Origin of the sequence: Breznakiella homolactica (assembly GCF_016616095.2) — a bacterium.
GTDB classification, from domain to species: domain Bacteria; phylum Spirochaetota; class Spirochaetia; order Treponematales; family Breznakiellaceae; genus Breznakiella; species Breznakiella homolactica.
The window spans coordinates 4,335,350-4,361,449 of the sequence record NZ_CP067089.2 but is presented as its reverse complement, the minus strand read 5'-3'; the positions used below and the strand labels follow the sequence as shown (position 1 = coordinate 4,361,449).

The following is a 26,100-nucleotide window of genomic DNA, read 5'->3' as shown; positions in this document are numbered from 1 at the left end:
ACAATGGCCGTTCTGTATTTTATCCGCCACGCCGAAAGCGAAGCAAACAGCAAACGGATCCTGGCAAGCCAGCTCCCCTTCCCTCTCACCGAAGAAGGGAAACGGGAGGCGGAGCTGATTGCTTCCCAGTTCAGGGAAATTACCGGCCTGGACAGGATCATTTCATCGCCTCTGCTCCGGGCCGTCCAGACAGCGGAACCCTTTGGCAGACGGTATGGGCTTCCCGTCGGACAGGATATACGCCTGGCGGAGCAGCATCTGGGCATCTTCTCCGGCATGACCTACGACGAAGTAAAATCCGAACCCGATTACCGGCAGGACCCTATGGACCGGTGGAACTGGGTTCCCCGGGGCGGCGGTGAGTCCTATGAAATGATCGCCCAAAGGGTATGTAATTTCCTTTCGGAATTCAATGGTGACGCGGGGAACAATAAGAATTACCTCATCGTAACCCATGCGGTGGTATTCCGGCTTATCCGCGGAGCCCTGGAAAACACACTCCCCGGGTACCCAAAAGCGTTTCCCAACAACGGTGAAATATGGAAGGTTGATTTTACCGGTCTCGGAAACAAACACGCGATAGAGTCGCTGTTCCTCGGCAACAGCAGGGATTTTACCCACAATCCCTGACAGGGGGACAAAAAAGGCCGGTTCTAAAACCGGCCTTTTTCGTCAGAGACTTATTCTTTCGGGTCCGCTGTTTACGGCTCCGGCAGAAAATTAATATTGATCCCCGAGAAATCATTATCGACTTTCATCTCATCCAGGATCTGGGAAATCTGCCCCCGGTGGTGGATATGGTGGACCATAAGCTGATTGAGCAGGAAAAACAGGGGCACCGTGGCGGGACTGCCTTCGTACCAGTCAATATTAATGGGAAGCTGAAAATCGTCTTCATTCAGTCCTTCAATAAAACTGATGGTAGCCTGATCGGCGGCTTCCAGATGGCCCGCCAGGCTTTTCCACTGATCCGCGCTGAGCTGGGCGTCGGGAAAAGAGATCATATCTATTTTTGACAGAGCTTTGGGATCAGCCATGGTCCCTTTAAGGGAAGATTTGAACATCCCTTGAAAGTATATTGTCCCGCCCAGAATATGCCGGAGCAGGCCGGACAGACTGCCGTAATGGCTTCCCCGGTCTTTTTCCCGGTCCTCATTGGAAAGTTTATCCAGCAGATCAAATACGGTTTTGTTGGTTTCTTTGTTGTCCTTTGCGAACATCAACAGAGTGTCTTTCATTTTTTCCTCCTGAAATTTGTTAAATTAGGAATGCAGTATTTAAAACCTTCCTCAAGTATATTACAGTACCGGGGAAATTCAAGCGAAAGTCCCTTTAAAAAGGCGGCGCCGTCATTCCAGGATCAGGACCGCGGTTTCATCCGGGCCGTAATCGCCGGGGCCCAGTTCCTCTAAGTATTCTTCTTTAAGAAATCTGCGGACGGCGGCGTTTTTATCCGGCGGCCGCCGGAATCCCGCTTTTTCATACGCCCGGATTGCCCGGGTATTCCGCTCCGAGGGGCGGATAATAAACTGGTGAAGTCCCCGGGCGTCACGGAGATATTCCATCAGCATCTTAATCGACCGGGAACCATACCCCTTGCCGCAGTATTCCGAGGACCGCATCCAGATGTCAATTTCCGCTTTGCGGTTTTTTACGTGGTAACAGGCGTAGCACACACAGCCTATTTCGTCACCGTTATGCTCAATCACCATTACGGAACCTTTATCCCGCCCTTCCTTGGAAAAGTAGAAATCCTGAAAATCCTCCTGGAACTGTTCCCAGTCGGGAACAGGCTGTCCGGGAAAATCGGGAGGTCCCATACAGGACGCGGTAATATCCGAATGACAGAGCCATTCGTAGGCCTTCCGTTTTTCATCCGGACGGGCATGCCGTAAAGTAATCATACAACGATTTTAATTTTTTATGTTTCCTGCGTCAAATTCAGGAAATAAAAAAACGAAGTATAAACACCCCGAAGAGTATCCATGTTAAGAGCGAAATCTCCATGAATTTCCCCGTAACGGCTTTGAGAACTACATAAGAGAGCACTCCATATACAATGCCTTCGGCGATACTGTAGGCAAAGGGCATCATAATAATCGCCATAAATGCCGGTATCCCTTCGGTGGGGTCGGAAAAATTGATCTCCGTGACGGAACGCATCATAAGGAAGCCAACCATCACAAGAGCCGGCGCGGTAGCGGCCCCGGGAATGAGCAGGAACAGGGGTGAAAGAAAGAGCGCCAGGAAAAAGAAAAACGCCGTGGACAAAGACGTAAGGCCGGTCCGTCCCCCGGCGGCCACACCGGAAGCGCTTTCTATGTAGCTTGTCACTGTGGAAGTCCCCAGGGCCGCGCCCGCGACGGTCCCCACCGCATCGGCGAGAAAAGCCTGTTTAACCCGGGGAATATCCCCGTTTTTATCGGTCAGCCCCGCCTGGGTAGTTACCCCTACCAGGGTTCCCACGGTATCAAAGATATCCACAAAAAGGAACGTAAACAGAACCGTCAGAAATTTGAGAGAAAGAATTGAAGAAAAATCAAAATGAAAAAGCAGCGGAGCCGAAGGCAGACTGAAGGGAGCAAAACCTTCGGGGATGGCCGTAACCCGGAAGGGGATGCCAACCAAGGTGGTTGCGAGGATTCCGATGAGAATGGCTCCGGGAACTTTGTTCACAAAAAGCGCGGCGGTGATAACCAGGCCGATTACTCCCACAAGGGCGCTTCCGGAGGTAACGTCCCCCAGGGCAACCAGGGTCGCCGCATCGCCGACAATAATTCCGGCGTTTTTAAGCCCTATCAATGCGATAAAAAGACCGATACCCACGGCAACGGCTTTTTTAAGGCTTGCCGGAATAGCCTTAACAATGGATTCCCGGACATTAAACAGGGAAAGAACCACAAAAACCAGGCCTTCAAGGAATACCGCGGTAAGTGCCAGCTGCCAGGAATATCCCATGCCGAAAACTACCGTATAGGTAAAAAAAGCGTTGAGTCCCATACCGGGAGCCAGGGCAATAGGGAGATTCGCCGCGAAGCCCATAATAAGAGTTGCGATAATCGACGCGACCACGGTGGCGGTAAAAACCGCACCGGGGGTCATCCCGTTGCCGATACTGCCCAGCATAGCCGGATTAACCGCGAGGATATACGCCATGGTCAGAAACGTGGTAAGACCGGCAAGTATCTCTCTGCGTACGGTGGTGCCGTGTTCCGCAAGCTTGAATAGTTTTTCCACAATGTCCTCCTAGTATATAGACATAGAAAATACTACATTTTTTTACGATTACTATACAAGAGAACGCAGTCAAATACCGAAAGAAACCGCCGGAATAGTTCAGCCGCGGCGGGATCCGGCGGCATAAAAAAGGGTGCCCCGGAGGCCGGTATTGTCCGGTTTCCCCTGGGCACCCCATCCTTCCCCGCCGCGGTCCGGCGGAGATGTGTTATTTCATGTACAGCGGCCGCGCTTCATAATGGGTATGAAGCAGCTCATGGGCTTTGTGGCCGTTGGGCTCTCCCAGGAAATCATCGTACACCTGCTTGATGTAGGGATTCTGGTGGGAACACCGGTAGGTCGATTTTACATCGTCGTTGTAGATACCGGCCATTCGTTTGGAACGGATCTCATCGGTGCAGCCGTAGGGCTGCCCGCCGCCGCCGATGCAGCCGCCCCGGCAGGCCATAACTTCCACAAAGTGGTAGGGCGTTTCTTTGCCTTCCGCCCGGGCGTTCCGGATTTTATCCAGTACCGCCGCGATATTGCCCATCTGGTGGGCCACCGCGATACGGATTTTCGTCCCGTTCAGGTCAATTTCCGCTTCCTTGACGCCTTCGAGGCCCCGGGCGGGCATGAAGTTTACATCCCCCAGTTCCTTGCCGGTCACCAGGAAATGGGCCGTCCGTACGGCGGCTTCCATAACCCCGCCGGTGGCGCCGAAGATGGTGCCCGCACCGGTGTAAGGTCCCATGGGGCTGTCCGCTTCCTCATCGGGGAGACTCATGATGTCGATACCGGCCTGCTTGATCATCCGGGCAAGTTCTCGGGTAGTGATGGAAATGTCCACATCCTTGCCGAACCCGGCGGACTGCATATCGCTGTTCCGGTCGGTTTCCCATTTTTTCGCCGTACAGGGCATTATCGATACGGAGTAAACCTTTTTGGGATCCACCCCGGCTTTCTCAGCCCAGTAGCTCTTGATCATGGCGCCCATCATCTGCTGGGGCGATTTTGCGGTGGAGAAATTGGGAATCATATCGGAATAATATTTTTCCATATAATCGACCCAGGCCGGACAGCAGCTGGTAATCAGAGGAATTTCCCCGGTTCCTTTGGTAAGCCGCTGGATCAGTTCGGTCCCCTCCTCCATGATCGTAAGATCCGCGGAGAAGTTGGTGTCGAAAATAGTTTTGAATCCCAGGCGGCGCAGAGCCGCGTAAATCTTTTTAGTGACCAGGGTTCCCGGCTCCAGGCCGAATTCCTCGCCCAGGGCGATCCGGACCGCCGGAGCGATCTGAACCACGGGATGGATCTCTTCATTCTGGAGGGCCGACCATACCTTGCGGGTATCGTCCCGTTCGTAGATTGCGCCCACCGGACAGTGGGCAGCGCACTGGCCGCACTTGATACACGGGCTGTCCCCCAGGGGAACATCAGCGGCGGGAGCGATCCGGCCGTTGATACCTCTGCCGAGGAACTCGATGGCCCAGACATTCTGCATATCCTGGCAGACCTTGACGCACCGTCCGCAGCGGACGCATTTTTCCGGATTGAGGATAATGGACGGATTGGAATCGTCGATGGGAAGATCCTTTGAAATATTGGCAAAGGGAACTTCCCGGATACCGAATTCCGCGGCCAGGGTCTGGAGTTCGCAGTTCCCGTTCCGGGGACACTGGAGGCAGTCGTTGGGATGGTTCGAGAGGATCAGTTCCACCACGGTCCGGCGGACCGCAATAATTTCCGGGTCATGGGTTATGACGCTCATGTTCTCGGAAACCGGGGTCGTACAGGCCCGGACCATCTTGGGGGAACCTTCCATCCGGACGATACAGATTCCGCAGGCTGCCCAAGGCGGGAGATCCGGATTGTAGCAGAGGGTGGGAATCTTTATGTTTACCTTTTTCGCCGCATCCAATATGGAAGTTCCTTCCTCAACCTGGATTGGCATACCGTTTATTTTCAGATTTACCATAACTATATGCTCCTTGTCTCCGCCTACTTTTTGAGGACGGCGCCGAATTTACAGGTTTTGAAACACTCGCCGCATTTGATGCACAACGACTGATCTATCGTATGGGGCTGCCGTTTTTCCCCGCTGATGCAGGTAACGGGGCAGCGCCGCGCGCAGAGGCCGCAGCCGATGCATTTTTCCGCATCGATTTCGAACCTGACCAGGTGCTTGCATTTTCCTGACCGGCATTTCTTGTCCACAATGTGCTCAAGGTATTCATCTTTGAAATTCTTGACCGTTGACAGAGTGGGATTGGCGGCGGAGCCCCCGAGCATACACAGGGACGCCTTGGTCATGGCCTTTCCGATATCCTCGAGTTTGGCCAGATCCTCCATTTCACCGTTGCCCCGGGAGATCTTCTCCAGAATATCCTTGATCTGGGTAGTGCCGATCCGGCAGGGAGAACATTTTCCGCAGGATTCATCCACGCAGAATTCCATATAGAACCGGGAAACGTCCACCACGCAGTCGTCCTCATCCATGACGATCATACCGCCGGATCCCATCATGGATCCCAGCGAGGTGAGGCTTTCGTAATCGATGGGCGTGTCCAGGGTTTTTTCGGTGAGGATGCCCCCGGAGGGACCGCCGGTCTGGACGCCTTTGAATTTCTTCCCATCCTTGATACCGCCGCCGATATCAAAGACAATGTCCCGCAGGGTGGTTCCCATGGGAACTTCCACAAGACCGGAGTTTTTTACTTTGCCGGTCAGGGCGAAGACCTTGGTGCCCTTCGATTTTTCCGTCCCGATCTTGGCGAGCCATTCGCCGCCCTTGGTGAGAACCACCGGAATATTGGCGAAGGTCTCAACATTGTTGATTACAGTGGGTTTTCCCCACAGCCCGGACGCCGCCGGGAAGGGAGGCTTGGGAATAGGCATCCCCCGCTGGCCTTCCAGGGATTTTATCAGGGCGGTTTCCTCACCGCAGACGAACGCGCCGGCACCGAGGCGGATTTCAATATCGAAATCGAATCCGGATTCGAGTATGTTTTTGCCCAGAAGCCCGTAATCCCGGGCCTGGTTCAGGGCGATCTTAAGCCGGTCAATGGCCAGCGGGTATTCCGCGCGGATATACACATACCCCTGGTTTGCGCCCACGGTTTTACCGCAGATGGTCATGGCTTCAATTATCGAATGGGGATCCCCTTCGATGGTGGAACGGTCCATATACGCGCCGGGATCGCCTTCGTCGGCGTTGCAGACTACGTACTTGACCGGGTTTGTTTCCTTGCGGGTCAGGTCCCACTTAAGCCACGTCGGGAATCCCGCGCCGCCCCGGCCCCGGAGCCCCGAGACTTTCAGTTCCTCGATGACGTCCTCGGCCTTCATCTGGAAAAGCACCTTCTCAAGTCCCACATAGCCTTCCCGGGCAATGTATTCATCGATGCTTTCGGGGTTGATAACGCCGCAGTTCCGGAGCACCACCCGCACCTGTTTCTGGTAGAATTCAATATCTTCCACCGCGGTGGAACTTTTCGGTCCATCCCCCTGGTAGAGGAGCCGTTTTACTTCCCGGCCCTTTACAATCTGTTCGGCAATGATTTCCGGCGCGTCCTTGGGCTGCACTTCGACATAAAAGGAATCCTCCGGAAGAACCTTTACGATAGGGCCCTTTTCGCAGAAACCAAAACAGCCGGTTTTAACAATCTGAACCTGATCCTTGACTCCCTGCTTTTCAGCCTCGGATATCAAGGTCCGGTAAATTTCATCTCCCTTGTTCGATTCACACCCGGTCCCGCCGCAGACAAGGATGTAGTGGTTATAGGCCATGAATTCCCCCTTAATTGCTGTTCATTATGTCGGCGGCAGGTCTGTCCAGGATATGGTTATCCAGGAGTTCCCGGCCGATTATGTGTTTTTTGACAATCTCATTGGCCACCGCGGCGTCTACTTTTCCGTAAATAACCGCGGGCATGCCCGGTACAATTACTTCAACCGTAGGTTCGGAATGGCAGAGTCCCATGCATCCGGTCTGGCGCACCAGCACGTCATCCACCAGATTGCCCTCATCCAGGGCTTTCAGAAACGCGTCCAGGGTCTGTTTTGCCCCGGCGGCGATGCCGCAGGTCCCCATTCCGACGATCACCTGAATTTCCTTTCCTTCGGCCTCACGTTTCCTGAGGTCGGTTTTTTTGGAATCCCTGAGTTTCCTGAGTTCTTCCAAGCTCATCTTTGCCATACGTTACTCCTCGTAAAACACCTTTATCAGTTTCTCTGCAATAAACCGCGGGACCGCCGGCACACGCTGCGCCCGGCGGTTCCGAACCCTTCCCTACTCCGTCTCCTCGTCATCTTCCTCCATTGAACGGAGGTATTTGTCGAGCAGCACCAGGGAACCCACATCCTCCAGATCGCCGAGGGCGTCGGCCAGTTCGGATTTACGGATTTCGTAGTCGAACTGTTTTTTTCCGTCATCGTAGAAACGCCGGAGGATAACCTCTCCGGGTCCCGGGAAAAGAAGCAGGGTCCGGAACATACCCGGGATATCCCCCACCGGGGGAGTATCGACATTGGCAGTGTCGAACCAGGCAGTTACGGTGGTACCCTTGTTTTTTTCGGATTTGAGGTCCCAGCCTCCCCCGGACTGGAAGGCTGTCTGGATAAGGAAGGGAATTCCCAATCCAACCCTCCGGTTGGGGTGTTTTTCGCCGTCGGTCTCAAAGGGATCAATGGCTCGCTTCAGTTCTTCCTGGCTCATCCCCTTGCCGTTATCCCGGACCAAAAACCGGAATTCCTGCGGGGTCTCCCGGATTTCCGCCTCTACCTCGGTCGCCCCCGATTCGGCGGCATTCTGGGTAATGTCGGTAACGAGATCGCTCAGCGAAAAATGCATGGGATTATCCGTTCTGGTATTTGGCGATAATCTCCGGAAGCTGATCCTTGGTCAGCTTTCCGTAGGTATCGTTGCCCACGGTGATAACCGGGGCAAGGCCGCAGCAGCCGACACACCGGACCGGGTCAATGGAGAACAGACCGTCTTCGGTAACCCCGTCTTCGGCAAGGCTGAGGATACTCCGGGCCTCGTCGATGAGATCCTGGCCGCCCTTGAGATAGCAGGCCGTACCCAGACAGACCGAAATCCGGTGTTTTCCCGGTTTGGTTGTCTTAAAGTAATGGTAAAAGGTAATTACCCCGTAGATCCGGGCCAAGGGAATCCCCGAAACCAGGGCCAATTTTTCCGCCGCCGCGCGGGGAATAAAGCCGAATGTTTCCTGGATTTTATGCAGAATCATGATGAGGCTGCCCGGTTTTGCCTTCCATTCATCAATGAATGCTGTAAGTTCCTGGGGAAAATCGATATTTCCCTGGGAACCGGCGTCATGACTGAGTGTTGCACCAGCTGCTGCCATGAATACCCCCATAGTCAAATAGATAAAAAAGTATCGTATTACTTTCCTCATTATTTTATATCTATTAAAGGAATTAGGCAAGGTAGTATTTTGCGATTTTTATATCTATATAATTTTATATATTGTTAGATGAGGCTTACAATTAAAAATACAGATTTTTTCGGAGAAATGTTCCGGATACGGCGTCCCGGGGCGCGATCCGTACCCGGTTTTTACGCGTCAATCCCGCTGGGAAAAAATCGCCTTCATTCCCTGGTCTCTATTAATTATTTTATTGAAAAAAGCCGGCGCCCCGAAGAGGCGGCCGGGAATCAGCCAAAAGAAGCCGCTGAACCCGTTTATTCCTGGACAGTTCCAGGGTGGGCAGGATTACCTCATCATCCTGGGTCACCGGCCGGGGAACCTCAATGAAATCCCCTTCCAGAGGTTCTGAACCATAAGCCTGCATACAGCCAAGCGCCGCTTCCGGGATCTCCGGCGGCGGCGATGGTCTGTTATCCCTTAACAGCGCCGGCGGTCAATCCGGAAATAAACTGTTCCTGGGCCGCCAGGAAGATAACAATTATCGGTATCGTTGAAATAAGCGATCCCGCCATGAGCATACCGTATTCCAGGTTCCAGGGGTCGGCGTACAGGGTTGCCAGGCCCAGGGGAACCGTCATCATCTCCCGGGACTTCAGCATGATCAGGGGCCAGAAGTACCCGCTCCATGAGGTAAGCCACAGGGATATGCCCAAAACCCCAAGCCCGGGCTTGATAAGCGGCAGAACAATTCTGAAAAAGATACCGAACTCACCGATTCCGTCAATGCGGGCGGCTTCCAGCAGATCTCTCTGAAGGCTGGATCCGATATACTGCTTCATCAGAAAAATACCGAACATACTCACCGAATACGGCAGGACCAATGACGAATAGGTATCGATCATTTTTAGATTCACCATAAAACTGAAAACCGGAATTATCGTAACGATCTCCGGTATAGCCACCGAGGAGAGTACCGTCCAGAAGAGTAATTTTTTGCCTTTGAATTTATACACGGAAAACGCGAACCCCGCCATGGAACAGATGCCGAGCCCGAGAATGAGGGAAGCGATACTTACGAACAGGCTGTTGAAAAGCCACCGGCCGAAATTCGTCGTCCCCAGCAGTTTGGTGTAATTCTCGATGATCGGCCGTTCCGGGAACAAAGAAGTAACCGGGGCATAAAAGTCGCCCGCCGCCTTGAGTGAATTGGCGGCCATCCAGTAAAAAGGAATCAGGGTCACCACCGCGATAAAAACAAGAAAAAAGTACAGAAGGATTTTAACGGGAAGCCCGATCCTGTCTTTAGGACTGCTTGTGCGGGTTCTGCTCATAGATCTGTTTCCTTTTCGCCGAGGCGGTTAACGTAAAGAATTGAAGCCCCCATCATCAGGATTGTCATAAGGTACGAAACCGCGGAACCTTTGCCGAGATTTCCCTCAAGAAAACTCGTCTGGTACAGATAGATCTGCATGGTCAATGTTGAATTTGCGGGGCCGCCCTGGGCAATGATCCATGGTTCATCAAATATCTGAAACGATAAAATCGTCGACATGATAACCACAAACATAAGCATGGGACGGAGCAGCGGCAGTGTTATATAGAAGAAAGTTTTCATTTTTCCCGCGCCGTCAATTTTCGCGGATTCGTAGATTTCGGGGGATATCCCCGTGAGCCCCGCGAGAAAATATACACAGTAATATCCGATACCGCGCCACAGGCGCATGATGATAATTCCCCACATGGCAAGCCCGATAGTACTGAACCACCGGAGATCGTATTTCTGTCCGAAGAGCCCGAAAATAGCGCTGATAAATCCGATGTTCCGGGCGAAGATCATATCAAAAACAATGGCAACCACCGGCAGTGACATGGCGATGGGAATAAAATATATGGAGCGGAACAGTTTACGCCCCTTTACCAGGGGTGAATTGAGGATTACCGCCAGGGCAACCGCCGCCGCGATCATGATGCAGTTATAAACAATTACGAAATATAAGGTGTTGCCCGTTGCCTGCCAAAAGGTACGGTTTTTCAGAATATCAATGTAATTCCGCAGGCCGATAAATTGAGAAGTACTGCTTCCGGTGTATTGAAAAAAACTGATAATAAACGACCAGACAATGGGCCACAGCCGGAAAAGCGCGAAAAACAGTACAAACGGCAGAAGAAAAATATAGGGAGCAATAGCTTTCTGCCGGATTTTTATATTCAGCATATAGGGTCCTTTAATTTTCCCGGCCCCGAAGGGGGACCGGGAAAAACACAGGTTCTAGCGTTTCGTTTCGGCTGCGATGTTTTTTTCTATCGCGGCCCGGGCCTGCGCCGGGGTTATCTTATCGGCAAACATCAGATCGAGCTGTTCCCCAACAACCTTCTCCACAATGGACCAGTCGTAATAATAGAAGGGTGTCGAATCGTTGATCTTGCTGTAGGCATTGTCCCCGCTGAAATAGGGGTCACCCTGGGTGTAAAAACTGTTCTCATAGGCAGAGGGAAGCGCCGGTACGGCGTTCCAGGTTTTGCTGGCCGCGAGCTGGCCTTCGTTGGTGGCGCAGAGCCATTTAACGAATTCCGCCGCACCTTCCTTGTGGGGTGACTGGTCGGGAACGGAAAGCACCGTTCCGCCCCAGAATCCGGTGAGCTGTTCGGTTTTGTCATTCCACCGGGGAATGGCCATGATCCCCCACTGGCCGGATAGTTCGGGCATGTTCTTTTTAATGTTTGCCCCTTCGGCCATGTTCATGGGCCAGGACGCTATTTTTCCTGCCTTGAGTTCCCCCCAGAATTCCGGGGTAAAGAAGGTGATGCTTTCACCGTACCCTTTTTTGTTCATATCGTAGAAGTACTGGAGTACGAATTCGAGCTCCCGGTTGTTCTGTATCACTTTGCCGTCGGCGGTGAAAATATTGCCGCCCCGGGTTCCCAGGAACATGGCGATCGCGTTTGTTCCCCAGGCGCCGGCGGGGTTGAAGATCGGCATGATATAGATACCGTCCTTTTTCAGCACCGCCGCCGCTTCGTTGTACTGGTCCCAGGTATCGATGGTTTTGATTCCGTATTTCTCAAAAATATCGGTACGGTACCACAGTACCGCGGGCGAAATATCGGCGGCAAGGCCATACACTTTTCCGTTCAGGGATACCAGTTCCTGAAGGCTCTCCGGGAACTGGGAAATCACGCCAGCGGCTGCGGCGGTCATGTCATACAGTTTTCCGGTGGTGGTATAATTTGAAAAATGCCGCTGGGTCATCTGAAAAATATCCGGAGCCCCGGCATTCGCGGACAGCGCCACGGTGAGTTTATTCATGATGTCCCCATGGGCCATCTGAACGTGTTCGACTTCATACTTGTCCTGGCTGCTGTTGAACTCCTCCACCGCGGCCTGGTTTGAAAGCCAGGTCCAATACTGGAGCTTGATTTTTCCTCCCGACGCCGCGGCGTTGTCCTTCGGTTTTCCGCAGCCAATTAAAACCACGGCCAGAAGCAGAAGCGCCGCTGCCGCACCAATTGTCCTTTTCATACAGTTCCTCCAATTAATTCGTTATTCCACGGCGTTACCTGTTAAGGAACACCCCTTGGTTGATAAGATTTTTCTGAAGCTCTTTGATGTCTATTTCTCCGGGATTTTTATTGGCACTGACCGCCAACGCCGCCGCGGTTCCGGCCCCCTGGCCGATTCCGTAGCAGGGAGGCATCACCCGGAAAGCGGCGGCGGCTTCCGATGTGGCGGAAATAGTTTTGCCCGCCACCAGAAGGTTCGTGCAGCTGCGGGAGAACAGCGAGCGGTAGGGAATACCGTACCAGGTATCCACGGTGACATACTCGCCGCCGCTGCCGTCATCCGCGTGGATATCAATTGAATTTGAACACAGAAGAATGTCGTCATCAAAGGATCTGCAGGCGATAAGGTCGTCAACCGTTACGGTGTATTCTCCTTTTATGTGCAGCGATTCCCTGACCCCGACCACCGGAGCGGTATCTACAATAAAAGCTTCCTCAAATCCGGGGATATACTTTTTGAGGAATTTCAGAATGTGAACGGTCTGTTTTCTTCCTTCAACTGAAGCGCCGGTTAGAGACTCGCTGTTGACGGCATCCACATCCTGGACTCTGGAGGTATTCATGTTCCAGACTTTACCGCCGGGAGCCATATAGCAGCCCAGTTCATCCCGGTCGATGTTCCAGTCGCCCTTTTCTTTGCCCTCCCGGATCAGCCAGCTGAAGGCGCCGAAAAAGGGCTGCCCCATGAGGTCTTTGTTTTCTTCAATTGACTTGCTGACTCTGGCGGAATCAACGTTGGCTACCCGGAAAAACATAGTAGCCGGCTGTACCGCATTGTCTTTTTCCCGGCCCTTTATGACAGAAACACCGGACCTGGATGCCACAAAGGCGTCCCCGGAACAGTCAATAACGACTCTGGGGAATATTTCGCAGAGTCCCTGTTTTTTCGCCGCAATCACGGATTTTATCGCGCCGGATTCGAGGGTACAGTCGATAAACTGTGTGTAGAGCAGCAGCTCAACCCCGTTCTCCAGAAGCATGGCCTCGGCAACCCGTTTAAGGACTTCCGGGTCAAAGGGCGTTACATTCTGGTGGCCTTTGGTGATAAATGAGGCATAGGGAGTTCCCGCGGGAATCTTTGAAGGATGGATGGCGCCGTTTTCCTGTTCCATGCGGCTGACCAGTTCGTCGAAAATACCTTTGATAACCTGCCGGGTCCCGGTATTATCGTAACTTGTCATAAAGGGGCCCACGAGCCCGGCGGTTGCCATTCCTCCGACATAGCCCTCTTTTTCTATGAGCATAGTCTTTGCGCCGTTCCGCGCCGCGGCAATGGCGGCGGCAATGCCCGACGGGCCGCCGCCCACCACCAGTACATCCGCTGCGGCTTCTTCCGCGACCGGTAAAGTAATTGTCTTTTTACCCATTGATCTGTTCCTTCATATTATTAATAGCAGATTTATTGGAACGTTCCAATAAATCTGTCAAATTCATTCTTTTTCCCTTCAGTATTCCGCGCTATTTTCTCCGGATTACCGTGGACCGTTCCACCAGTGTGGGAGGAATGGTAAGCGAGACATACCGCTGCCGGGGGTTTCTGATTCTGTCCAGCATAATCCGGGCGGATTCTTCTCCCATTCTGGCCTTGGCGACATTTATTGTCGTAAGCGGCGGGACGGCGTATCCCGCCAGAATTGAATCCTCGTATCCGATTATGGAAACATCATCGGGTACCCGTATTTTCCGTTCATGGAGGTACCGCATGACTCCCAGGGCTATGGTATCGTTGGCGGCAAATATGCCGTCGGGCCTGATTCCCGATTCCCAGCAGGACTTGAACGCGTTGTATCCGCCCTCGCCGGTATTATGCTGGGTATCTATGGTCCATTTGGAATCCACCGGGTATCCGCATTCCTTGGAAGCCTTTGTTATTCCGGTATACCGGTCCTTGTTGGAAGGGAATATACAGGGACAGTTAATAAAAAGGATTTTTTTGTGTCCCGTATCAATCAGGTACCGGGTCGCCAGATACGCGGCCTGGGTAAAATCGGGACTCACCGAATCGACATCGGGAATGTGCCGTCCGACTACAACACAGGCGACTTTTCTTTTCTTTAAATTCTGAATAAAACTATCGTGAAACAGGCCGCCCATCACAAAGACACCGTCCACGCGGTTGCTGAGAACGAGCTTCGGGAGCCGGGACTTGTCCCCTGAAGCGCAGAAACGCTCCGTCAAAATACCGTAATCGGAACCGGCCAGACCCGCGGGGATTCCCGTGGAAACATCATAGGAAAAGATATCGGTTTCGGAATCAAACTCATAGGATGAATAGTTCTCGTTTTCCACATTCATCACCACACCCAGGATGTTCGTTTTTTTTGTGGTGAGATTTCTGGCGCTTATATTCGGAACGTACCGCAGTTCATCAATTGCTTTGAGAACCTTATCCCGGGTTTCCGGTTTAATCGCGGTATTGCCGTTTACCACCAGAGAAACCGTACTTTTTGAAACCCCCGCCGCCTTGGCGACATCGATTATGGTCACACCCATTTAAACCGTTCCATTAAACCGTTCCAATTTTTATTATGGTAATATGGATTTTTTACTTTGTCAAATAATTTTTATCCCTTGCGCGGAACTTCCTATACCATTACACTGGTTTTCCAGAAGGCCGGTGTTTTAAGCGGCGGCGGACATACAACCGTAACAGGAGACCAGGATGAAAAAATACGGAGTTTTATTTATTGCGGCGGCATGTGTTGTACTCTGTACCTGCCAATCCCTTGAGGGGGTGTTCAAGGAGCCAAAAATATCATTTAACTCGGCGAACATAACGGCCATTGATTTCAACGGAATTGAACTCCTGTGCCGGGTCAACGTGGAAAACCCCAATAGTTATACCATTCCCTTTCCCGAGATTGACTGGGATTTCGCCGTAAACGGCAATGATTTTATACGGGGAACCCTGGAAAACAACGGCAATATCCAGGCCAGAAAAACCACAGTGGTGGATATCCCCATCGCGGTAACCTATGAGGGACTCTTCAATACCTTCGCCTCCCTCATGGGCGCCGATGAAGTCGGGTATGGAGTTGCCCTGGGACTGCGGTTTCCCCTGCCCATCCTGGAAAGCCGTACCTTCAGCCTCGATTTTTCCGGGACCATTCCGCTGCTTAAGATCCCGGCGATAAAAGTAAAGGCCCTGGAAATCGCTAAAATAAATTTTGAGGGGATTGATATGCGCTGTTCCGTGGCGGTGGAAAATCCCAATGTGTTTTCCATACCGGTTCCGGATCTGGCCTGGGAATACGAAGTGCAGGGTTACCCTCTGCTGAAAAGCACCATCGCCGGAGGCGGAGCACTGGAGGCGAAGGCCGCGGGGACCATTGACTTCGGCCTCCACGTTTCCTTTGCCGAACTCTTTGCCGTGGCGGCATCCCTGGTGCAGGCCCGGGAGGCGGACTTTGCCATGGCGCTGGCGGCGGATTTTCCCGTACCGCTTTTTTCGGACAGCGATTTCAGCCTGGAACAGCTGGGAAAAATTCCTATTCTCAGAATGCCTAAGGTTTCATTCGGCGGTCTGGAGGTTAAAAATACCAGCCTCCAGCGTATCGAAGCGGGCCTTTCCTGGGAAATCCGGAATGAAAACGATTATTCCTTTACCCTGGACCGTTTTGCTTATGATTTTTCCGTTAACAGTGCCTCCTGGGCAAGCGGTTCGGTTCCGGAAAACCTGGTTATCCCGCCCCGGGGCTCAGCGTCGGTTCCGGTTACGATTTCGCTCCAGTCCGGACAGATCATCCAGGAACTGCTGGGCCTCATAAGCGGAAACCGGGATTTTGCCTATTCCAGCGGAGGTTCCCTGGAATTGTCCAGCAGCCTTCCCGGCTTCGAGGGGACCGAACTTCCCTTCGCGGTAAGCGGGGTTACGAAAATACGGAAGTAACCCCTTCCGCGGCCGCGCCGGAACAATATCAGCCGAGGCCCGACTTGCGGCGGCTGTAGACATCGTAAAATACCGCGAAGAGAAGGATCAGGGCTTTCACGACATACTGCCAGTCCGAGCCGATATTCATCAGGGACATACCGTTGTTGATGGCGGCCATAACCAAACCGCCGACGATTACGCCGATGATTGTCCCGATACCGCCGGAGGCGGAAACGCCGCCGATATAGCATGACGCGATGGCATCCATCTCAAACATGTTTCCCGCCTGGGGAAGCGCGGAATTCATATACCCGGTAAAGACCACCCCCGCGAGCCCGGAAAGGCAGCCCATTATACAGAACACGGTAAATGTCACCAGCTCGGAATTGATACCCGAAAGTTTCGCGGACCGGGCGTTCCCGCCCACGGCGTAAATGTACCGGCCCAGGACGGTATTTTTCATCATAAAATTGAAGATAAAAACCACGATTCCCAGGAGGATCACCACCCGGGGAAGTCCGCGGTATGTGGCGAAGCGTTCACTCAGACCAAAGACCAGGATACCTATGAGGACCAGCTTGAGCAGAAACAGCCCAGCCGGGGCGACATCAAAACCGTTCCGTATTTTCCGCTTCCGAGAAACGACTTCCAGGACAGCGTATGCCACAAACAGGATTATTCCCAGGATAAGCGCGGTGGGATAGAGATTCCCAACCTGGAGGCCCGGGATATTGGCCATCCCCGAAGCGAGCTGCTTATACCCGTCATCCTTAAGCCCCACAGGGGTAACATTGGTTATGATATATGTGAGCCCCCGGAAAAGCAGCATCCCCGCCAGGGTGACAATGAACGCGGGCATTTTCATATAGGCCACCCAGAACCCCTGAAAAGCGCCGATGGCAACGCCGATGAGAACCGCCACCAGAACGGCGGTGAACATGCCGGCGCCGGTATTGTATACCATGGCGCTGATGGCGCCCACGAATGCGCAGACGGATCCAACAGAAAGATCGATGCATCCGAGGATCATTACCTGGACCATTCCAACCGCCAGCAGCAGCACGTAACTGTTCTGGATAAATATGTTCGTAAAATTCCGGGAATTGAGATTAACCCCGTTTGTCAGAAAGGCAAAGACAATCATAATCAATGCCAGCATAAGGAACATGGTATAATTACGGATATTGTTCCGCAGCAGAGACCGGGTTGTTACCCTGTGTACAGTCTTATCGCTCATACGTGTTACTCCTTAAAACCGCCGTAATCAGTTAACCAGCGCTATGTGCATAATTTTTTCCTGGGTAGCATCTTCCTTCATCAGCATCCCCTTGATCCGACCTTCGTTCATCACGTAAATCCTGTCCGCCAGCCCCAGAGCTTCGGGCAGTTCCGAGGTAACCATGATTACACTCTTTCCCTGCTTGACCAGTCCGTTGAGGATGCCGTAGATTTCCGTTTTTGAACCCACGTCAATACCCCTGGTGGGTTCATCCACAATAAATATTTCCGGATTCGCCAGGAGTGTCCGGCTGAGGACAACCTTCTGCTGGTTTCCGCCGGATAAGTTCCGGGTGATCTGGTGTATCGAAGGCGTTTTTATGGACAGCTCCTGCCGGTACTTTTCCGCTTCCTCTATTTCCCGTTGGGTGTCCACCACACCAAGCCTTGATATTTTCCTCAGGCTGGAATTGGAAATATTTGTTTTAACATCCTGGATCAGGATCAGGCCGAGGCTCTTGCGGTCCTCCGACACGTATCCGATCCCGGATTGTATAGCCCGCTGGGTTGTGGAAGTATCCACAGGCTTTCCGTTGATATATACAGTTCCTTCACAGCTTGAGCCGTAGGAACGTCCGTAGATACTCATCATAAGTTCGGTTCTGCCCGCGCCCATGGGTCCGCAGAAGGCCAGGATTTCACCCTTCCTAAGATAGAAGGACGCGTCGTTTACGACCTTGATCCCATGGTAGTCGGGATGGTAGACGGTCCAGTTTTTGACCTCCAGCACGGTGTCCCCCGGCACGGTTTCACGTTCGGGGAAACGGTGGGTTAGGACCCGGCCGACCATATCCTTGATAATCATGCCTTCGGTGAGATTGTCATCTTTTACACTGTAAGTTGAAATTGACTTGCCGTCGCGCAGCACCGTTACGGTGTCGGCGATTTTCAGAACCTCATTAAGCTTATGGGAAATCATCAGAGAAGTGATGCCCTGTTTTTTCAGTTCCAGAATAAGATTCAGGAGTTTTTCGCTTTCATCGTCATTAAGGGACGACGTCGGTTCATCGAGGATGAGCAGCTCAACTTTTTTTGAAAGTGCCCGGGCAATCTCCACCAGCTGCTGTTTGCCGACTCCCAGCTTGCTAACAACGGTGGCTGGGTTTTCCTTTAGCCCTACCTGGGCAAGGTACTTTTTTGAATCCCGAATATAGTCATCCCAGCGGATAAATCCGAGCCGGGTCTTCATGTGTCCGAGGAAAATATTTTCATAGATCGACAGATACGGGCTGAGGGCAAGTTCCTGATGGATGATGGCAAGCCCTTCTTTTTCGCTGTCCTTTACGCTGTGGTAATTTGTTTCCGTACCTTTGTAAAAAACTTTGCCCTCATAGGAACCTTTGGGATACACCCCGCTGATAACGCTCATAAGGGTCGACTTCCCCGCTCCGTTTTCTCCGCAGAGAGAATGGATTTCTCCTTTTTTTACCTTCAGACTCACATTGTCCAGAGCCTTTACGCCGGGAAACACCTTGGTCAGATTTTCAATCTCCAGAATGTACTCACTCATTTTTGCTTCCTGTTTCGGGAATAGGCCGGCAGGGAACCGGCGCGGCCAGGTTAATTCCCCGAATATTAACCACAGTACCGCGCTGTACCGGTACCCGGGAGAACCGGATGAGCGGTTTTCCCGGGTTTTGATTTTTACATTTTTTTAAATATTTTTATTTTAACTGGGCCGCTTCGGAATCAGTGTAGAAACCTGCATCCACCACCACATTCAGATTGTCTTTGGTAATGAGAATCGGTTCGAGCAGGTAGGCTTTGACCACTTTCTTTCCCGTATCACCGATACTCTGGAGACTGCCGGAAGCGAGTTCCGCACCGGGAATATTGGGGGTCTGGCCTTTAAGGATCTGGTCAGCCAGAATTACCGCGGCTTCCGCGAGTTTGTTGGTATCCTTAAAAACGGTCATGTACTGCTGGCCGTTTTTAATCGAAACCGCTGAACCGATTTCAGCATCCTGGCCGGTAATGACCGGGAGCTTTCCGGGTGCCGCGTATTTCGCGTCCGCCAGGCAGGCTTCGATGATCGCCCGTCCAAGGGTATCGTTGGGAGCCAGCACCGCGTCCAGGACCACGGACCGGGCATCGTTGTTCAGAAGGTTTTCCATCCTGGCTTTGGCGATCTGGGGCTGCCAGTTTTCGGTGGCGATCCGGGTAAAGTTAGCCCGGTCAGCGGAGGTCTTGGGATAGGGACCAACAACCTTGAGCACACCTTTTTCAATATAAGGATTGAGGACGCTCATGGCGCCGTCATAGAAGAAGAAGGCGTTGCCGTCGGTGGGGGAACCGGCAAAGAGGGTGATGTACTTGGGATTCGCGGCGGTGGCGTTCTTGAGATTCAGTCCCGCTTCAATTCCCTGGCCCTGGAACTGGCCGACCTTGAAATTATTGAAGGTGATATAGTAATCGTAATCCGCGGAATTGGAAATGATCCGGTCGTAGGCAATTACCGGAACACTATCCTGGGCCGCGTCGGCAACCGCAGAAATAACCCCTTCATTAACGGATCCGACAATAAGAAGTTTCGCTCCGTTGGTGAGCAGGTTCTGGATCTGCTGGTTCTGCCGGGTCTGGTCGGCGTCACCAAAGGTGACTTCCGCGCGGTAACCCCGGGCCTCCGCCGCGGACTTCAGGTTTGCGCCGTCCTTCTGCCAGCGTTCCACATGGGTCTCGGGCATGGCAATACCGATCAGAGGCGCCGACGAATCTTCTTTGCCGCCCCCGGCAAAACTGATTGAAACGGCGGCCAGCATAATGAACATGGCAGCTAACAATTTTTTCATAATAAAACCTCCAAGAATTGTGTTTGTCCCATTATCAGGTCAATTCCGGAAGTTTAAAATCGTAAAGTTTTTACAAAAATAAGGAATAAACCACAACTCCGCCGCCAAAACAGCCCGAAGGAGGAATATTTTGTCGCAAATTTTTACCTATGAGGTATTTACCGGATCACATTGCGGTACACATCGGCGGCGGAGTGGAATCCGTCCTTTATGATGGTTCCGTCCATATTGTCACTGCAGACCGCCACAGGCATTTCCACATAGGAGGGAATCATGGTGCCGCTTCCGTTATCCATCAGCGCGTCATAGGGAATTGCCCGGTTCTGCGCAAGGGCAACCGCGAGCTCCGCCGCCCGCACCGCAAGCCTTCCGATGGGTTTGTATACGGTCATAAGCTGGGTTCCCTCGGCGATCCGCTGGCAGTTTATGAGATCCGCGTCCTGCCCGGCGATTTTTACCTTGCCCGCCAGACGCCGTTCGGAAAGGAGCTGGTACGCGGCGCTGGCGATCTGGTCATTGCCGCAGGAAATGGCGTCAATATCGGTGGTTTCCGCGAAAACCGCCTCGATTTTTTCGAGGGCTTCATCGTGGCTCCATTCGTCAAGCCAGACTTCCCGGACTATCCGGATAGCCCCGGATTCCACAAGGGGATCGATAATTTCGTGAAGGCCCTGGTTTACTTTACGGCTGTTGGAATCGGACACGGCGCCGTTTACAATTAAATAGTTGCCCGTAGGTACCGCTCCGGTGAGGGCCCTGCCGAAATGGCGGCCCACTTCGGTATTGTCAAAGGATATATAGGCGTCTATGGGAACACCCATGACCATCCGGTCATAGCAGACCACCGGGATACCCATGTCCCGGACCTGTTTTACCGCCCCGGAAATCATATCCGTATCGTGGGCTACCACCACGAGGATGTCGATATTGCTGTTTACCAGATAGTTGATCTGGGCAATCTGCTCACGGATGCCGCCAGCGGAAAGCTGGAAAATCACCTCCGCTCCCAGTTCCTGGGCAGCGCCGGAAAAGACCTTCACATCCTTGTTCCACCGTTCAATGATAAAAGTATCGGTGGCAATGGAAAAACCGATGGTCACCGTTTCGGAATTCCCCCGGATTCTCCGCTGAGTAATTTCGGGCACCGCGGGAATTTCCGCCGCCGGATACGGGCGGACCGGACCTTTTTCTCCCGAACACGCCATAATCAGGAAACAACCGGCAAGAAGCAAATACCACCGTTTCATACACATTCCTCCCCGCGGCTATCGGAATAATCCCGTTTCTCCGCGGCGTACAGTGTTGGGGGAAGCCCCGTGGCCCTCCGGAAAATCTTGCTGAAATAATTCGGATCCTGGTATCCCACGGCAAAAGAAACTTCCTTGATATTCATTTTCGTCTCCCGGATAAGCCGTTCCGCCTGTTCGACCCGCAGCTCGGTGATGTAATCAATAAAGGAAGTACCCAGATGTTCCGCGAAAAGGCGGCTCAGATACGCCGCCGAAACGTTGGCGGCCTCAGCGGCGGAGCTGAGCTGGATTCCCTCAGTATAATGTCCGTGGATAAACTCAAGGGCTTTCGCCAGGGGCGGCGGAAACCGGTCCGACCGCCGCAGGGAAGAAATCCTGACAATATAATCGAATGACCGCAGCGCCCAGGTTTCCCATTCCTCCAGGCTGCTGATCCCCATGCTGTCCTCATGGGGATTAAGGGGCGGCAGCTCCTCGGAATGGCCGCTGTAACAGCCGGAGTAATCATCGATTAAAAAAAGAAAAACGGAAGCCATTTTAGCCTTGGCGACGGTAAAATCGTGGACCGAAAAAACTTCCTCCCAAAGGGTATTGAAAAGAGCCGTGAGATCCTCCGGGGAAGCGATCCCCATTTTGCGGCGGAGCTGGATAATCCGCAGCCGTTCCCGCATCTGCACATCCGCCAGATTCCGCTTCCGCTGGAGGTCTTCCAGGGCTTCGCCGCAGGAACGGTACAGATCCTCTCCCGGATACAGCCCGCCGAGTCCGTAGGAACGGAAACTGTCCTTGGGAAGGGTTTCGGTGAGGATGGCTTCAATCCGTTTTTCGAGATCATCCCTGCGGATATCCCCGAATATGAGAAAAAGTCCGCGATTAAGCATGGTATCAAAACGGCAGGAATGCCGGTAGGATAGCTTTTCAAAAATGGACGGACACCATTTTTCCGGGTCCCCTTCCAGATCAATCAGGCAGACCGTAACTTTATCCGAAGGAAAAGAAAACCGGTCCCGGAATTGCTCCCAATCGTTCCGGCCCATTTCCTTCCAGATAGTTTTCTGAAGAAACCGGCGCTCATCCTCACCGGTGGCGGAAGGGATGGAGCCCGCCGTCCGGGAGTGCAGTTCCTCCCGCACCGAATCCAGGGTATTCAGAAATGTCTTCTTTGATACCGGCTTTACAAGGTAAGCGAAAATGCCGAGGGGAATTGCCCTGCGGGCAAGATCAAACCGCTCGTAGGCGGTGGACAGGACAAAAACCATGGAAGGAAATTTCCGGTAGACCTCACTGATAACCTGGATACCGTCCATGCCGGGGATGTTGATATCCATGAGCACCAGGTCCGGTTCAAGTTCGTAAATCAGCTTCAGGGATTCATAGCCGGAACGGGCTTTTCCAGCCACGGCAAAATCATCGGTGGAGGTAATCATAAACTCATAACTGTCCAGGACCGGTTCCTCGTCATCCACAATCAGAACTCTATACACGGTTCCCTCCCGGTATCGATCCGTATGCGTATTACGGTGCCCTCCCCTTTCCCGGTTATTATTTCCACCACATCGGGGGTATCGGGGTAAAAGAAATACAGGCGCTGGATTACGTTTTCCAGGCCCATCAGCCTGGACAGGGAGGATTCGTCGATGGGCTGGGGCCGCAGCATTTCCGCGGCTTTTTCCGCTTCCATACCGGAGCCGTTATCCTCCACGGAAAGCACCAGCTGGTCGCCCTGCTTAACGGCCCGGACCCGGACCACCGCGCCCGTGGCCATATCATTAAACCCGTGGATAATGGAATTTTCCACCAGCGGCTGGAGTATGGAAACCGGGACTTTATGACTGTCCAGCAGGGTTTCATCAAAATCAAGGACCAGGTCCAGATTTTTCGGAAACCGGACTTTTAGTATATAGAAATAATAGTTCAGCCCCTCCATTTCATGGCGCAGGGGAACGATGATTTCCTTGTTCCTGATTATGTGCCGGAAAAGCTGGGCCATGTATTCCATGTATTCCCCGGTCCGGTCCGCCCCCTCAACAATGGCCAGCTGCATCCCGGTGTTCAGGGTGTTGAACAGAAAGTGGGGATTCATCTGGGCCTGGAGGGTATAGATTTCCATACGCCGGACCAGGCCTTCCATTTTCAGATTGCGCATCCGTTCCTGCATGTACTCCTGCTTGATCGATTCCTGGAGGCGTATTTCTTCAATATATTGGCGTATATCCTGCTTCATCTGGTTGAAGGCCTGCACGAGCCGGTCAATTTCCTCAACCGAACTGTGTTCCAGATCCTCAATCTCAAAATTGCCCGCCGCCAGCTGGGAAGCCATGGCAGAAAGCCGGATAAAGGGATCGCTGAATTTGCCTACCGTCCGGAACAGAAGCATCAGAACGAAAAAAGAAACGGAAATGATAAAGATGAGATTCCACAGCTGGATGGCTCCCGATTCCGCTATAAAAACACCGTAGTTTTCGAGCTGGCTCCTGAACCGTTCGGTGCTGACGATCTCAATCTCACTGTTGATGTACGCCAGGAGCACACTCATTTCATCATAGGTTTCGATATACGAAGAAATATTCCTGGCCCGCTTTTCCTCAATGGCCCGGTCCGCGAGATCCAGATAGGAATGAATCAGGGAATACAGCTCCCGCTCCCGGAGTTCGATCTTATTCCGGGAAACCGGAAAATCAGCGGGAATTTTCGTCCGCAGATTATGGGAGTCAATAAGAATTCTTGCCAGGGCATTGGAAGACCGGGTCGCCAGATACTCCGTGAGCGGCTCCTGGTACGCCGCGAGGTCCCCCATGACGGATGAGATAAACCGTTCCTGCTCAAAACTGCGGTCCGACAGAGCCTGCAAATTTCTGGTGGTAAAGAGAATATAGCCCGTGGAAAGGACCAGGATAAAAAATACCCCGAATACGGACACGAGTATCTGGAAACGAAGGGAACTGCGGATCCGGCTCATTACAGACTGCCCCCGTCTACAACCCTGACGCCGGTATCAATGGACGCGGAGGTATATCCGGTGGACCGCAGCGAAGCCAGGGACCGGACGGCCTCATACCCGATCCGGTCAGGGTTGGTGACCACCGTTCCGGCGATAATTCCCTTCCGGATATATTCAAGGATAACCTCGTCATCCCCGAAGCCGGTGATGCGGACCTTTCCCACGAGGTTCATATCCACCAGGGTCTGGGCCGCCGCGATGGTATCGTTGGCATCGGTAAATATAATGGTATTGATCCGGGGTTCGTCCCGGAAAAGCCGGTACAGGAGCGCCTCGGCGTCCATGGGATTTATGTTAGTTTTAAGGCCCATAATAGGAGAAGCCAGACTCCCGCCGATGGCGGCGGTGATGCCCATCTCCACCAATTCCCGTTCGCCGAAAATCCCCGGGGACTTATCGCTGTAAACAACCGCCAGATGAATGGGATCATCGTTTTTATTTTCCGCCAGAAAACCCATGCGGCGGCCCACGTCAAAGTTGTTGGTACCGATAAAAGGCCACGGCTGATCGTTGGGAACGGTGTGGTTGATAATAACCAGGGGGCTGTTCCGGCCGCTGATCCGGTCAAGCTGCCTCCTGGCCAGGCTGTCCTCCAGATAGGGACAGACGATAAACCCGTCCGCCCCAGTATAGGGCGCCATCTCCAGTTCGTTTTTCGCGGGATCTATGGAATGGATCGTAATAACCGCATTAAGTTCCGCCGCGGCCCGTTCGGCTCCGGCAATTATTTCATTAAAAAATGAATTCCGGTTATCCGGAAGGTACAGGGCGAAGTGATAGTTGATATCCGGTCCGTCATCCCGGAACCTGCCGGTATAGAGGCCCACCACCATGGATACGGATACAATAAATGCCGCAAGGGATACGAGGCCGAAAAAAATAATACCTATCCGGAGGGGTAACTTCACCGTAAAAGTATACCCCTCAATACCGGAAAAGACTATATTTTTTTACGGGAGAATAATTGAAACAACGCGGTTCTCAGTTCCACTCGATTTCGTACACCAGGGGAACGTCCAGAACCAGGGCTTCGATCAGGGGAATATCGAACCGCGCCCGGCGGCCGGAATAGGTCCCGCCGGTGATGCGCCGGATCGGTCCCGGAACATCCAGAGTCAGGGCGATCCGGGCGCCGGAGATTTCCGCCGCCACCCCGTCGCCGTATACGGAAGCTACCAGGTCCAGGTATTCCTCCCGGGTGAGGATCTCACCGGTGGCGGCCGGCGCCATAAGGGCGGAAAGGTAATCCGCCACATCCTCGGACAGCAGCAGGAGCAGTTCCGGCGCCGTGTCCAATTCAAACCGGATCGCGAGATTCCCGCCGCCGGCTCCCTGGGAATACCGGAGAAATTTCCGGTCCACGCCGGGAACGGACAGAAATTCGTCAACCCGGGAAATCGTTATGGTCCCTTCCACCGTTTTTGGGTCTATATTATAGAAGGAAACCGCGCTTATCCCCGGGGCGGTTTCCATGGAACGGCCTATGGCCGCCCCGTCCAGGGCAAAATCCCTGGGATCACCGCCGCCCAGCCGTCCGGAAAATGAGGCGATAACCGCGGCGATCCGCGGCTCCAGAGACGCGTGCACCCGGAGTTCGGCGGAGCCCTCCGTCCGGAGCGTACCCTCAATCCGGGCTGAACAGGAGCAGAGTCCGCCTAATACGGCAATCATCAGCAGTATGGTTCTATTCTTCATAATATCCTCTAAAACAATTGGATTTCGCTGTACGTTTCAATAAAAT

The 26,100-nt window shown here is 52.9% G+C and carries 24 protein-coding genes; 2 read left to right on the top strand and 22 right to left on the bottom strand.

What is annotated here, in order from left to right; all coding sequences use genetic code 11:
• The first annotated feature begins 3 nt into the window (after window positions 1–3).
• Complete coding sequence (locus JFL75_RS19535) at window positions 4–630, top strand: histidine phosphatase family protein (protein WP_215628351.1); 627 nt, start codon at window positions 4–6, stop codon at window positions 628–630.
• Between the two features lie 71 nt (window positions 631–701).
• Here JFL75_RS19535 and JFL75_RS19530 read toward each other — a convergent pair whose 3' ends face one another.
• The 14 genes from JFL75_RS19530 to JFL75_RS19465 all read right to left on the bottom strand — a co-directional run bounded on the left by JFL75_RS19530 (window position 702) and on the right by JFL75_RS19465 (window position 14,663).
• Window positions 702–1,238: a DinB family protein gene (locus JFL75_RS19530; protein WP_215628350.1), complete on the bottom strand. Its 537-nt coding sequence runs from the start codon at window positions 1,236–1,238 to the stop codon at window positions 702–704.
• 111 nt (window positions 1,239–1,349) lie between these two features.
• Window positions 1,350–1,904, bottom strand: a complete 555-nt coding sequence (locus JFL75_RS19525) for a GNAT family N-acetyltransferase (protein ID WP_215628349.1) — start codon at window positions 1,902–1,904, stop codon at window positions 1,350–1,352.
• A gap of 37 nt (window positions 1,905–1,941) precedes the next feature.
• Window positions 1,942–3,237 carry an NCS2 family permease gene (locus JFL75_RS19520; protein ID WP_215628348.1) on the bottom strand — a complete coding sequence of 432 codons (1,296 nt, stop codon included), beginning with the start codon at window positions 3,235–3,237 and terminating at the stop codon, window positions 1,942–1,944.
• A 208-nt stretch (window positions 3,238–3,445) separates the two neighbouring features.
• Window positions 3,446–5,194, bottom strand: coding sequence for an NADH-dependent [FeFe] hydrogenase, group A6 (locus tag JFL75_RS19515; RefSeq protein ID WP_215628347.1), 1,749 nt, complete (start codon window positions 5,192–5,194; stop codon window positions 3,446–3,448).
• Window positions 5,195–5,217: 23 nt separating this feature from the next.
• Window positions 5,218–7,005 carry an NADH-quinone oxidoreductase subunit NuoF gene (locus JFL75_RS19510; RefSeq protein ID WP_215628346.1) on the bottom strand — a complete coding sequence of 596 codons (1,788 nt, stop codon included), beginning with the start codon at window positions 7,003–7,005 and terminating at the stop codon, window positions 5,218–5,220.
• A 10-nt stretch (window positions 7,006–7,015) separates the two neighbouring features.
• On the bottom strand, window positions 7,016–7,414 hold the full coding sequence (locus JFL75_RS19505; RefSeq protein WP_215628345.1) for a (2Fe-2S) ferredoxin domain-containing protein: 399 nt from the start codon (window positions 7,412–7,414) through the stop codon (window positions 7,016–7,018).
• A 93-nt stretch (window positions 7,415–7,507) separates the two neighbouring features.
• On the bottom strand, window positions 7,508–8,068 hold the full coding sequence (locus tag JFL75_RS19500) for an ATP-binding protein (RefSeq protein ID WP_215628344.1): 561 nt from the start codon (window positions 8,066–8,068) through the stop codon (window positions 7,508–7,510).
• A gap of 4 nt (window positions 8,069–8,072) precedes the next feature.
• Complete coding sequence (locus tag JFL75_RS19495; protein ID WP_215628343.1) at window positions 8,073–8,585, bottom strand: NADH-quinone oxidoreductase subunit NuoE family protein; 513 nt, start codon at window positions 8,583–8,585, stop codon at window positions 8,073–8,075.
• Window positions 8,586–8,856: 271 nt separating this feature from the next.
• Window positions 8,857–9,033 (bottom strand): hypothetical protein, encoded by a 177-nt coding sequence (locus JFL75_RS19490; protein ID WP_215628342.1) that lies wholly within the window; start codon window positions 9,031–9,033, stop codon window positions 8,857–8,859.
• A 46-nt stretch (window positions 9,034–9,079) separates the two neighbouring features.
• Complete coding sequence (locus JFL75_RS19485; protein WP_215628341.1) at window positions 9,080–9,940, bottom strand: carbohydrate ABC transporter permease; 861 nt, start codon at window positions 9,938–9,940, stop codon at window positions 9,080–9,082.
• The gene (locus JFL75_RS19480) at window positions 9,937–10,824 is read right to left on the bottom strand and encodes a carbohydrate ABC transporter permease (RefSeq protein ID WP_215628340.1); all 888 of its coding nucleotides are present in this window, start codon (window positions 10,822–10,824) and stop codon (window positions 9,937–9,939) included. The genes JFL75_RS19485 and JFL75_RS19480 overlap by 4 nt, the downstream gene beginning before the upstream one ends.
• A 54-nt stretch (window positions 10,825–10,878) precedes the next feature.
• Window positions 10,879–12,129 (bottom strand): ABC transporter substrate-binding protein, encoded by a 1,251-nt coding sequence (locus JFL75_RS19475; RefSeq protein WP_215628339.1) that lies wholly within the window; start codon window positions 12,127–12,129, stop codon window positions 10,879–10,881.
• Between the two features lie 34 nt (window positions 12,130–12,163).
• Window positions 12,164–13,537 (bottom strand): FAD-dependent oxidoreductase, encoded by a 1,374-nt coding sequence (locus JFL75_RS19470; protein ID WP_215628338.1) that lies wholly within the window; start codon window positions 13,535–13,537, stop codon window positions 12,164–12,166.
• 91 nt (window positions 13,538–13,628) lie between these two features.
• Complete coding sequence (locus JFL75_RS19465; RefSeq protein WP_215628337.1) at window positions 13,629–14,663, bottom strand: LacI family DNA-binding transcriptional regulator; 1,035 nt, start codon at window positions 14,661–14,663, stop codon at window positions 13,629–13,631.
• A 169-nt stretch (window positions 14,664–14,832) separates the two neighbouring features.
• On the opposite strand from JFL75_RS19465, the gene JFL75_RS19460 reads away from it, so the two are divergent.
• Window positions 14,833–16,059 carry an LEA/WHy family protein gene (locus JFL75_RS19460; RefSeq protein ID WP_215628336.1) on the top strand — a complete coding sequence of 409 codons (1,227 nt, stop codon included), beginning with the start codon at window positions 14,833–14,835 and terminating at the stop codon, window positions 16,057–16,059.
• 28 nt (window positions 16,060–16,087) lie between these two features.
• Here the strand turns inward: JFL75_RS19460 and JFL75_RS19455 are convergent, their stop codons facing one another.
• The 8 genes from JFL75_RS19455 to JFL75_RS19420 form a co-directional block, all read right to left on the bottom strand.
• Complete coding sequence (locus JFL75_RS19455; protein ID WP_215628335.1) at window positions 16,088–17,278, bottom strand: sugar ABC transporter permease; 1,191 nt, start codon at window positions 17,276–17,278, stop codon at window positions 16,088–16,090.
• Between the two features lie 27 nt (window positions 17,279–17,305).
• Window positions 17,306–18,829, bottom strand: a complete 1,524-nt coding sequence (locus JFL75_RS19450; protein WP_215628334.1) for an ATP-binding cassette domain-containing protein — start codon at window positions 18,827–18,829, stop codon at window positions 17,306–17,308.
• Window positions 18,830–18,983: 154 nt separating this feature from the next.
• On the bottom strand, window positions 18,984–20,108 hold the full coding sequence (locus JFL75_RS19445; RefSeq protein ID WP_215628333.1) for a sugar ABC transporter substrate-binding protein: 1,125 nt from the start codon (window positions 20,106–20,108) through the stop codon (window positions 18,984–18,986).
• Window positions 20,109–20,266: 158 nt separating this feature from the next.
• The gene (locus JFL75_RS19440; protein WP_223292709.1) at window positions 20,267–21,355 is read right to left on the bottom strand and encodes a substrate-binding domain-containing protein; all 1,089 of its coding nucleotides are present in this window, start codon (window positions 21,353–21,355) and stop codon (window positions 20,267–20,269) included.
• Window positions 21,352–22,842, bottom strand: coding sequence for a response regulator transcription factor (locus JFL75_RS19435; protein ID WP_215628332.1), 1,491 nt, complete (start codon window positions 22,840–22,842; stop codon window positions 21,352–21,354). The genes JFL75_RS19440 and JFL75_RS19435 overlap by 4 nt, the downstream gene beginning before the upstream one ends.
• Window positions 22,827–24,317 carry a sensor histidine kinase gene (locus JFL75_RS19430; protein WP_215628331.1) on the bottom strand — a complete coding sequence of 497 codons (1,491 nt, stop codon included), beginning with the start codon at window positions 24,315–24,317 and terminating at the stop codon, window positions 22,827–22,829. Before JFL75_RS19430 ends, JFL75_RS19435 begins: the two co-directional genes overlap by 16 nt.
• The gene (locus JFL75_RS19425; protein ID WP_215628330.1) at window positions 24,317–25,267 is read right to left on the bottom strand and encodes a sugar ABC transporter substrate-binding protein; all 951 of its coding nucleotides are present in this window, start codon (window positions 25,265–25,267) and stop codon (window positions 24,317–24,319) included. The genes JFL75_RS19430 and JFL75_RS19425 overlap by 1 nt, the downstream gene beginning before the upstream one ends.
• Before the next feature lie 73 nt (window positions 25,268–25,340).
• Window positions 25,341–26,054 carry a hypothetical protein gene (locus JFL75_RS19420; RefSeq protein ID WP_215628329.1) on the bottom strand — a complete coding sequence of 238 codons (714 nt, stop codon included), beginning with the start codon at window positions 26,052–26,054 and terminating at the stop codon, window positions 25,341–25,343.
• Between the last annotated feature and the right edge of the window lie 46 nt (window positions 26,055–26,100).

What these genes read in the sequence shown, in the direction of transcription:
- JFL75_RS19535 (WP_215628351.1), top strand. Translation starts at nt 4, where the DNA reads ATGGCCGTTCTGTATTTTATCCGCCACGCCGAAAGCGAAGCAAACAGC.
- JFL75_RS19530 (WP_215628350.1), bottom strand. Translation starts at nt 1,238, where the DNA reads ATGAAAGACACTCTGTTGATGTTCGCAAAGGACAACAAAGAAACCAAC.
- JFL75_RS19525 (WP_215628349.1), bottom strand. Translation starts at nt 1,904, where the DNA reads ATGATTACTTTACGGCATGCCCGTCCGGATGAAAAACGGAAGGCCTAC.
- JFL75_RS19515 (WP_215628347.1), bottom strand. Translation starts at nt 5,194, where the DNA reads ATGGTAAATCTGAAAATAAACGGTATGCCAATCCAGGTTGAGGAAGGA.
- JFL75_RS19510 (WP_215628346.1), bottom strand. Translation starts at nt 7,005, where the DNA reads ATGGCCTATAACCACTACATCCTTGTCTGCGGCGGGACCGGGTGTGAA.
- JFL75_RS19505 (WP_215628345.1), bottom strand. Translation starts at nt 7,414, where the DNA reads ATGGCAAAGATGAGCTTGGAAGAACTCAGGAAACTCAGGGATTCCAAA.
- JFL75_RS19500 (WP_215628344.1), bottom strand. Translation starts at nt 8,068, where the DNA reads ATGCATTTTTCGCTGAGCGATCTCGTTACCGACATTACCCAGAATGCC.
- JFL75_RS19495 (WP_215628343.1), bottom strand. Translation starts at nt 8,585, where the DNA reads ATGGCAGCAGCTGGTGCAACACTCAGTCATGACGCCGGTTCCCAGGGA.
- JFL75_RS19490 (WP_215628342.1), bottom strand. Translation starts at nt 9,033, where the DNA reads ATGCAGGCTTATGGTTCAGAACCTCTGGAAGGGGATTTCATTGAGGTT.
- JFL75_RS19485 (WP_215628341.1), bottom strand. Translation starts at nt 9,940, where the DNA reads ATGAGCAGAACCCGCACAAGCAGTCCTAAAGACAGGATCGGGCTTCCC.
- JFL75_RS19480 (WP_215628340.1), bottom strand. Translation starts at nt 10,824, where the DNA reads ATGCTGAATATAAAAATCCGGCAGAAAGCTATTGCTCCCTATATTTTT.
- JFL75_RS19475 (WP_215628339.1), bottom strand. Translation starts at nt 12,129, where the DNA reads ATGAAAAGGACAATTGGTGCGGCAGCGGCGCTTCTGCTTCTGGCCGTG.
- JFL75_RS19470 (WP_215628338.1), bottom strand. Translation starts at nt 13,537, where the DNA reads ATGGGTAAAAAGACAATTACTTTACCGGTCGCGGAAGAAGCCGCAGCG.
- JFL75_RS19465 (WP_215628337.1), bottom strand. Translation starts at nt 14,663, where the DNA reads ATGGGTGTGACCATAATCGATGTCGCCAAGGCGGCGGGGGTTTCAAAA.
- JFL75_RS19460 (WP_215628336.1), top strand. Translation starts at nt 14,833, where the DNA reads ATGAAAAAATACGGAGTTTTATTTATTGCGGCGGCATGTGTTGTACTC.
- JFL75_RS19455 (WP_215628335.1), bottom strand. Translation starts at nt 17,278, where the DNA reads ATGAGCGATAAGACTGTACACAGGGTAACAACCCGGTCTCTGCTGCGG.
- JFL75_RS19450 (WP_215628334.1), bottom strand. Translation starts at nt 18,829, where the DNA reads ATGAGTGAGTACATTCTGGAGATTGAAAATCTGACCAAGGTGTTTCCC.
- JFL75_RS19445 (WP_215628333.1), bottom strand. Translation starts at nt 20,108, where the DNA reads ATGAAAAAATTGTTAGCTGCCATGTTCATTATGCTGGCCGCCGTTTCA.
- JFL75_RS19440 (WP_223292709.1), bottom strand. Translation starts at nt 21,355, where the DNA reads ATGAAACGGTGGTATTTGCTTCTTGCCGGTTGTTTCCTGATTATGGCG.
- JFL75_RS19430 (WP_215628331.1), bottom strand. Translation starts at nt 24,317, where the DNA reads ATGAGCCGGATCCGCAGTTCCCTTCGTTTCCAGATACTCGTGTCCGTA.
- JFL75_RS19420 (WP_215628329.1), bottom strand. Translation starts at nt 26,054, where the DNA reads ATGAAGAATAGAACCATACTGCTGATGATTGCCGTATTAGGCGGACTC.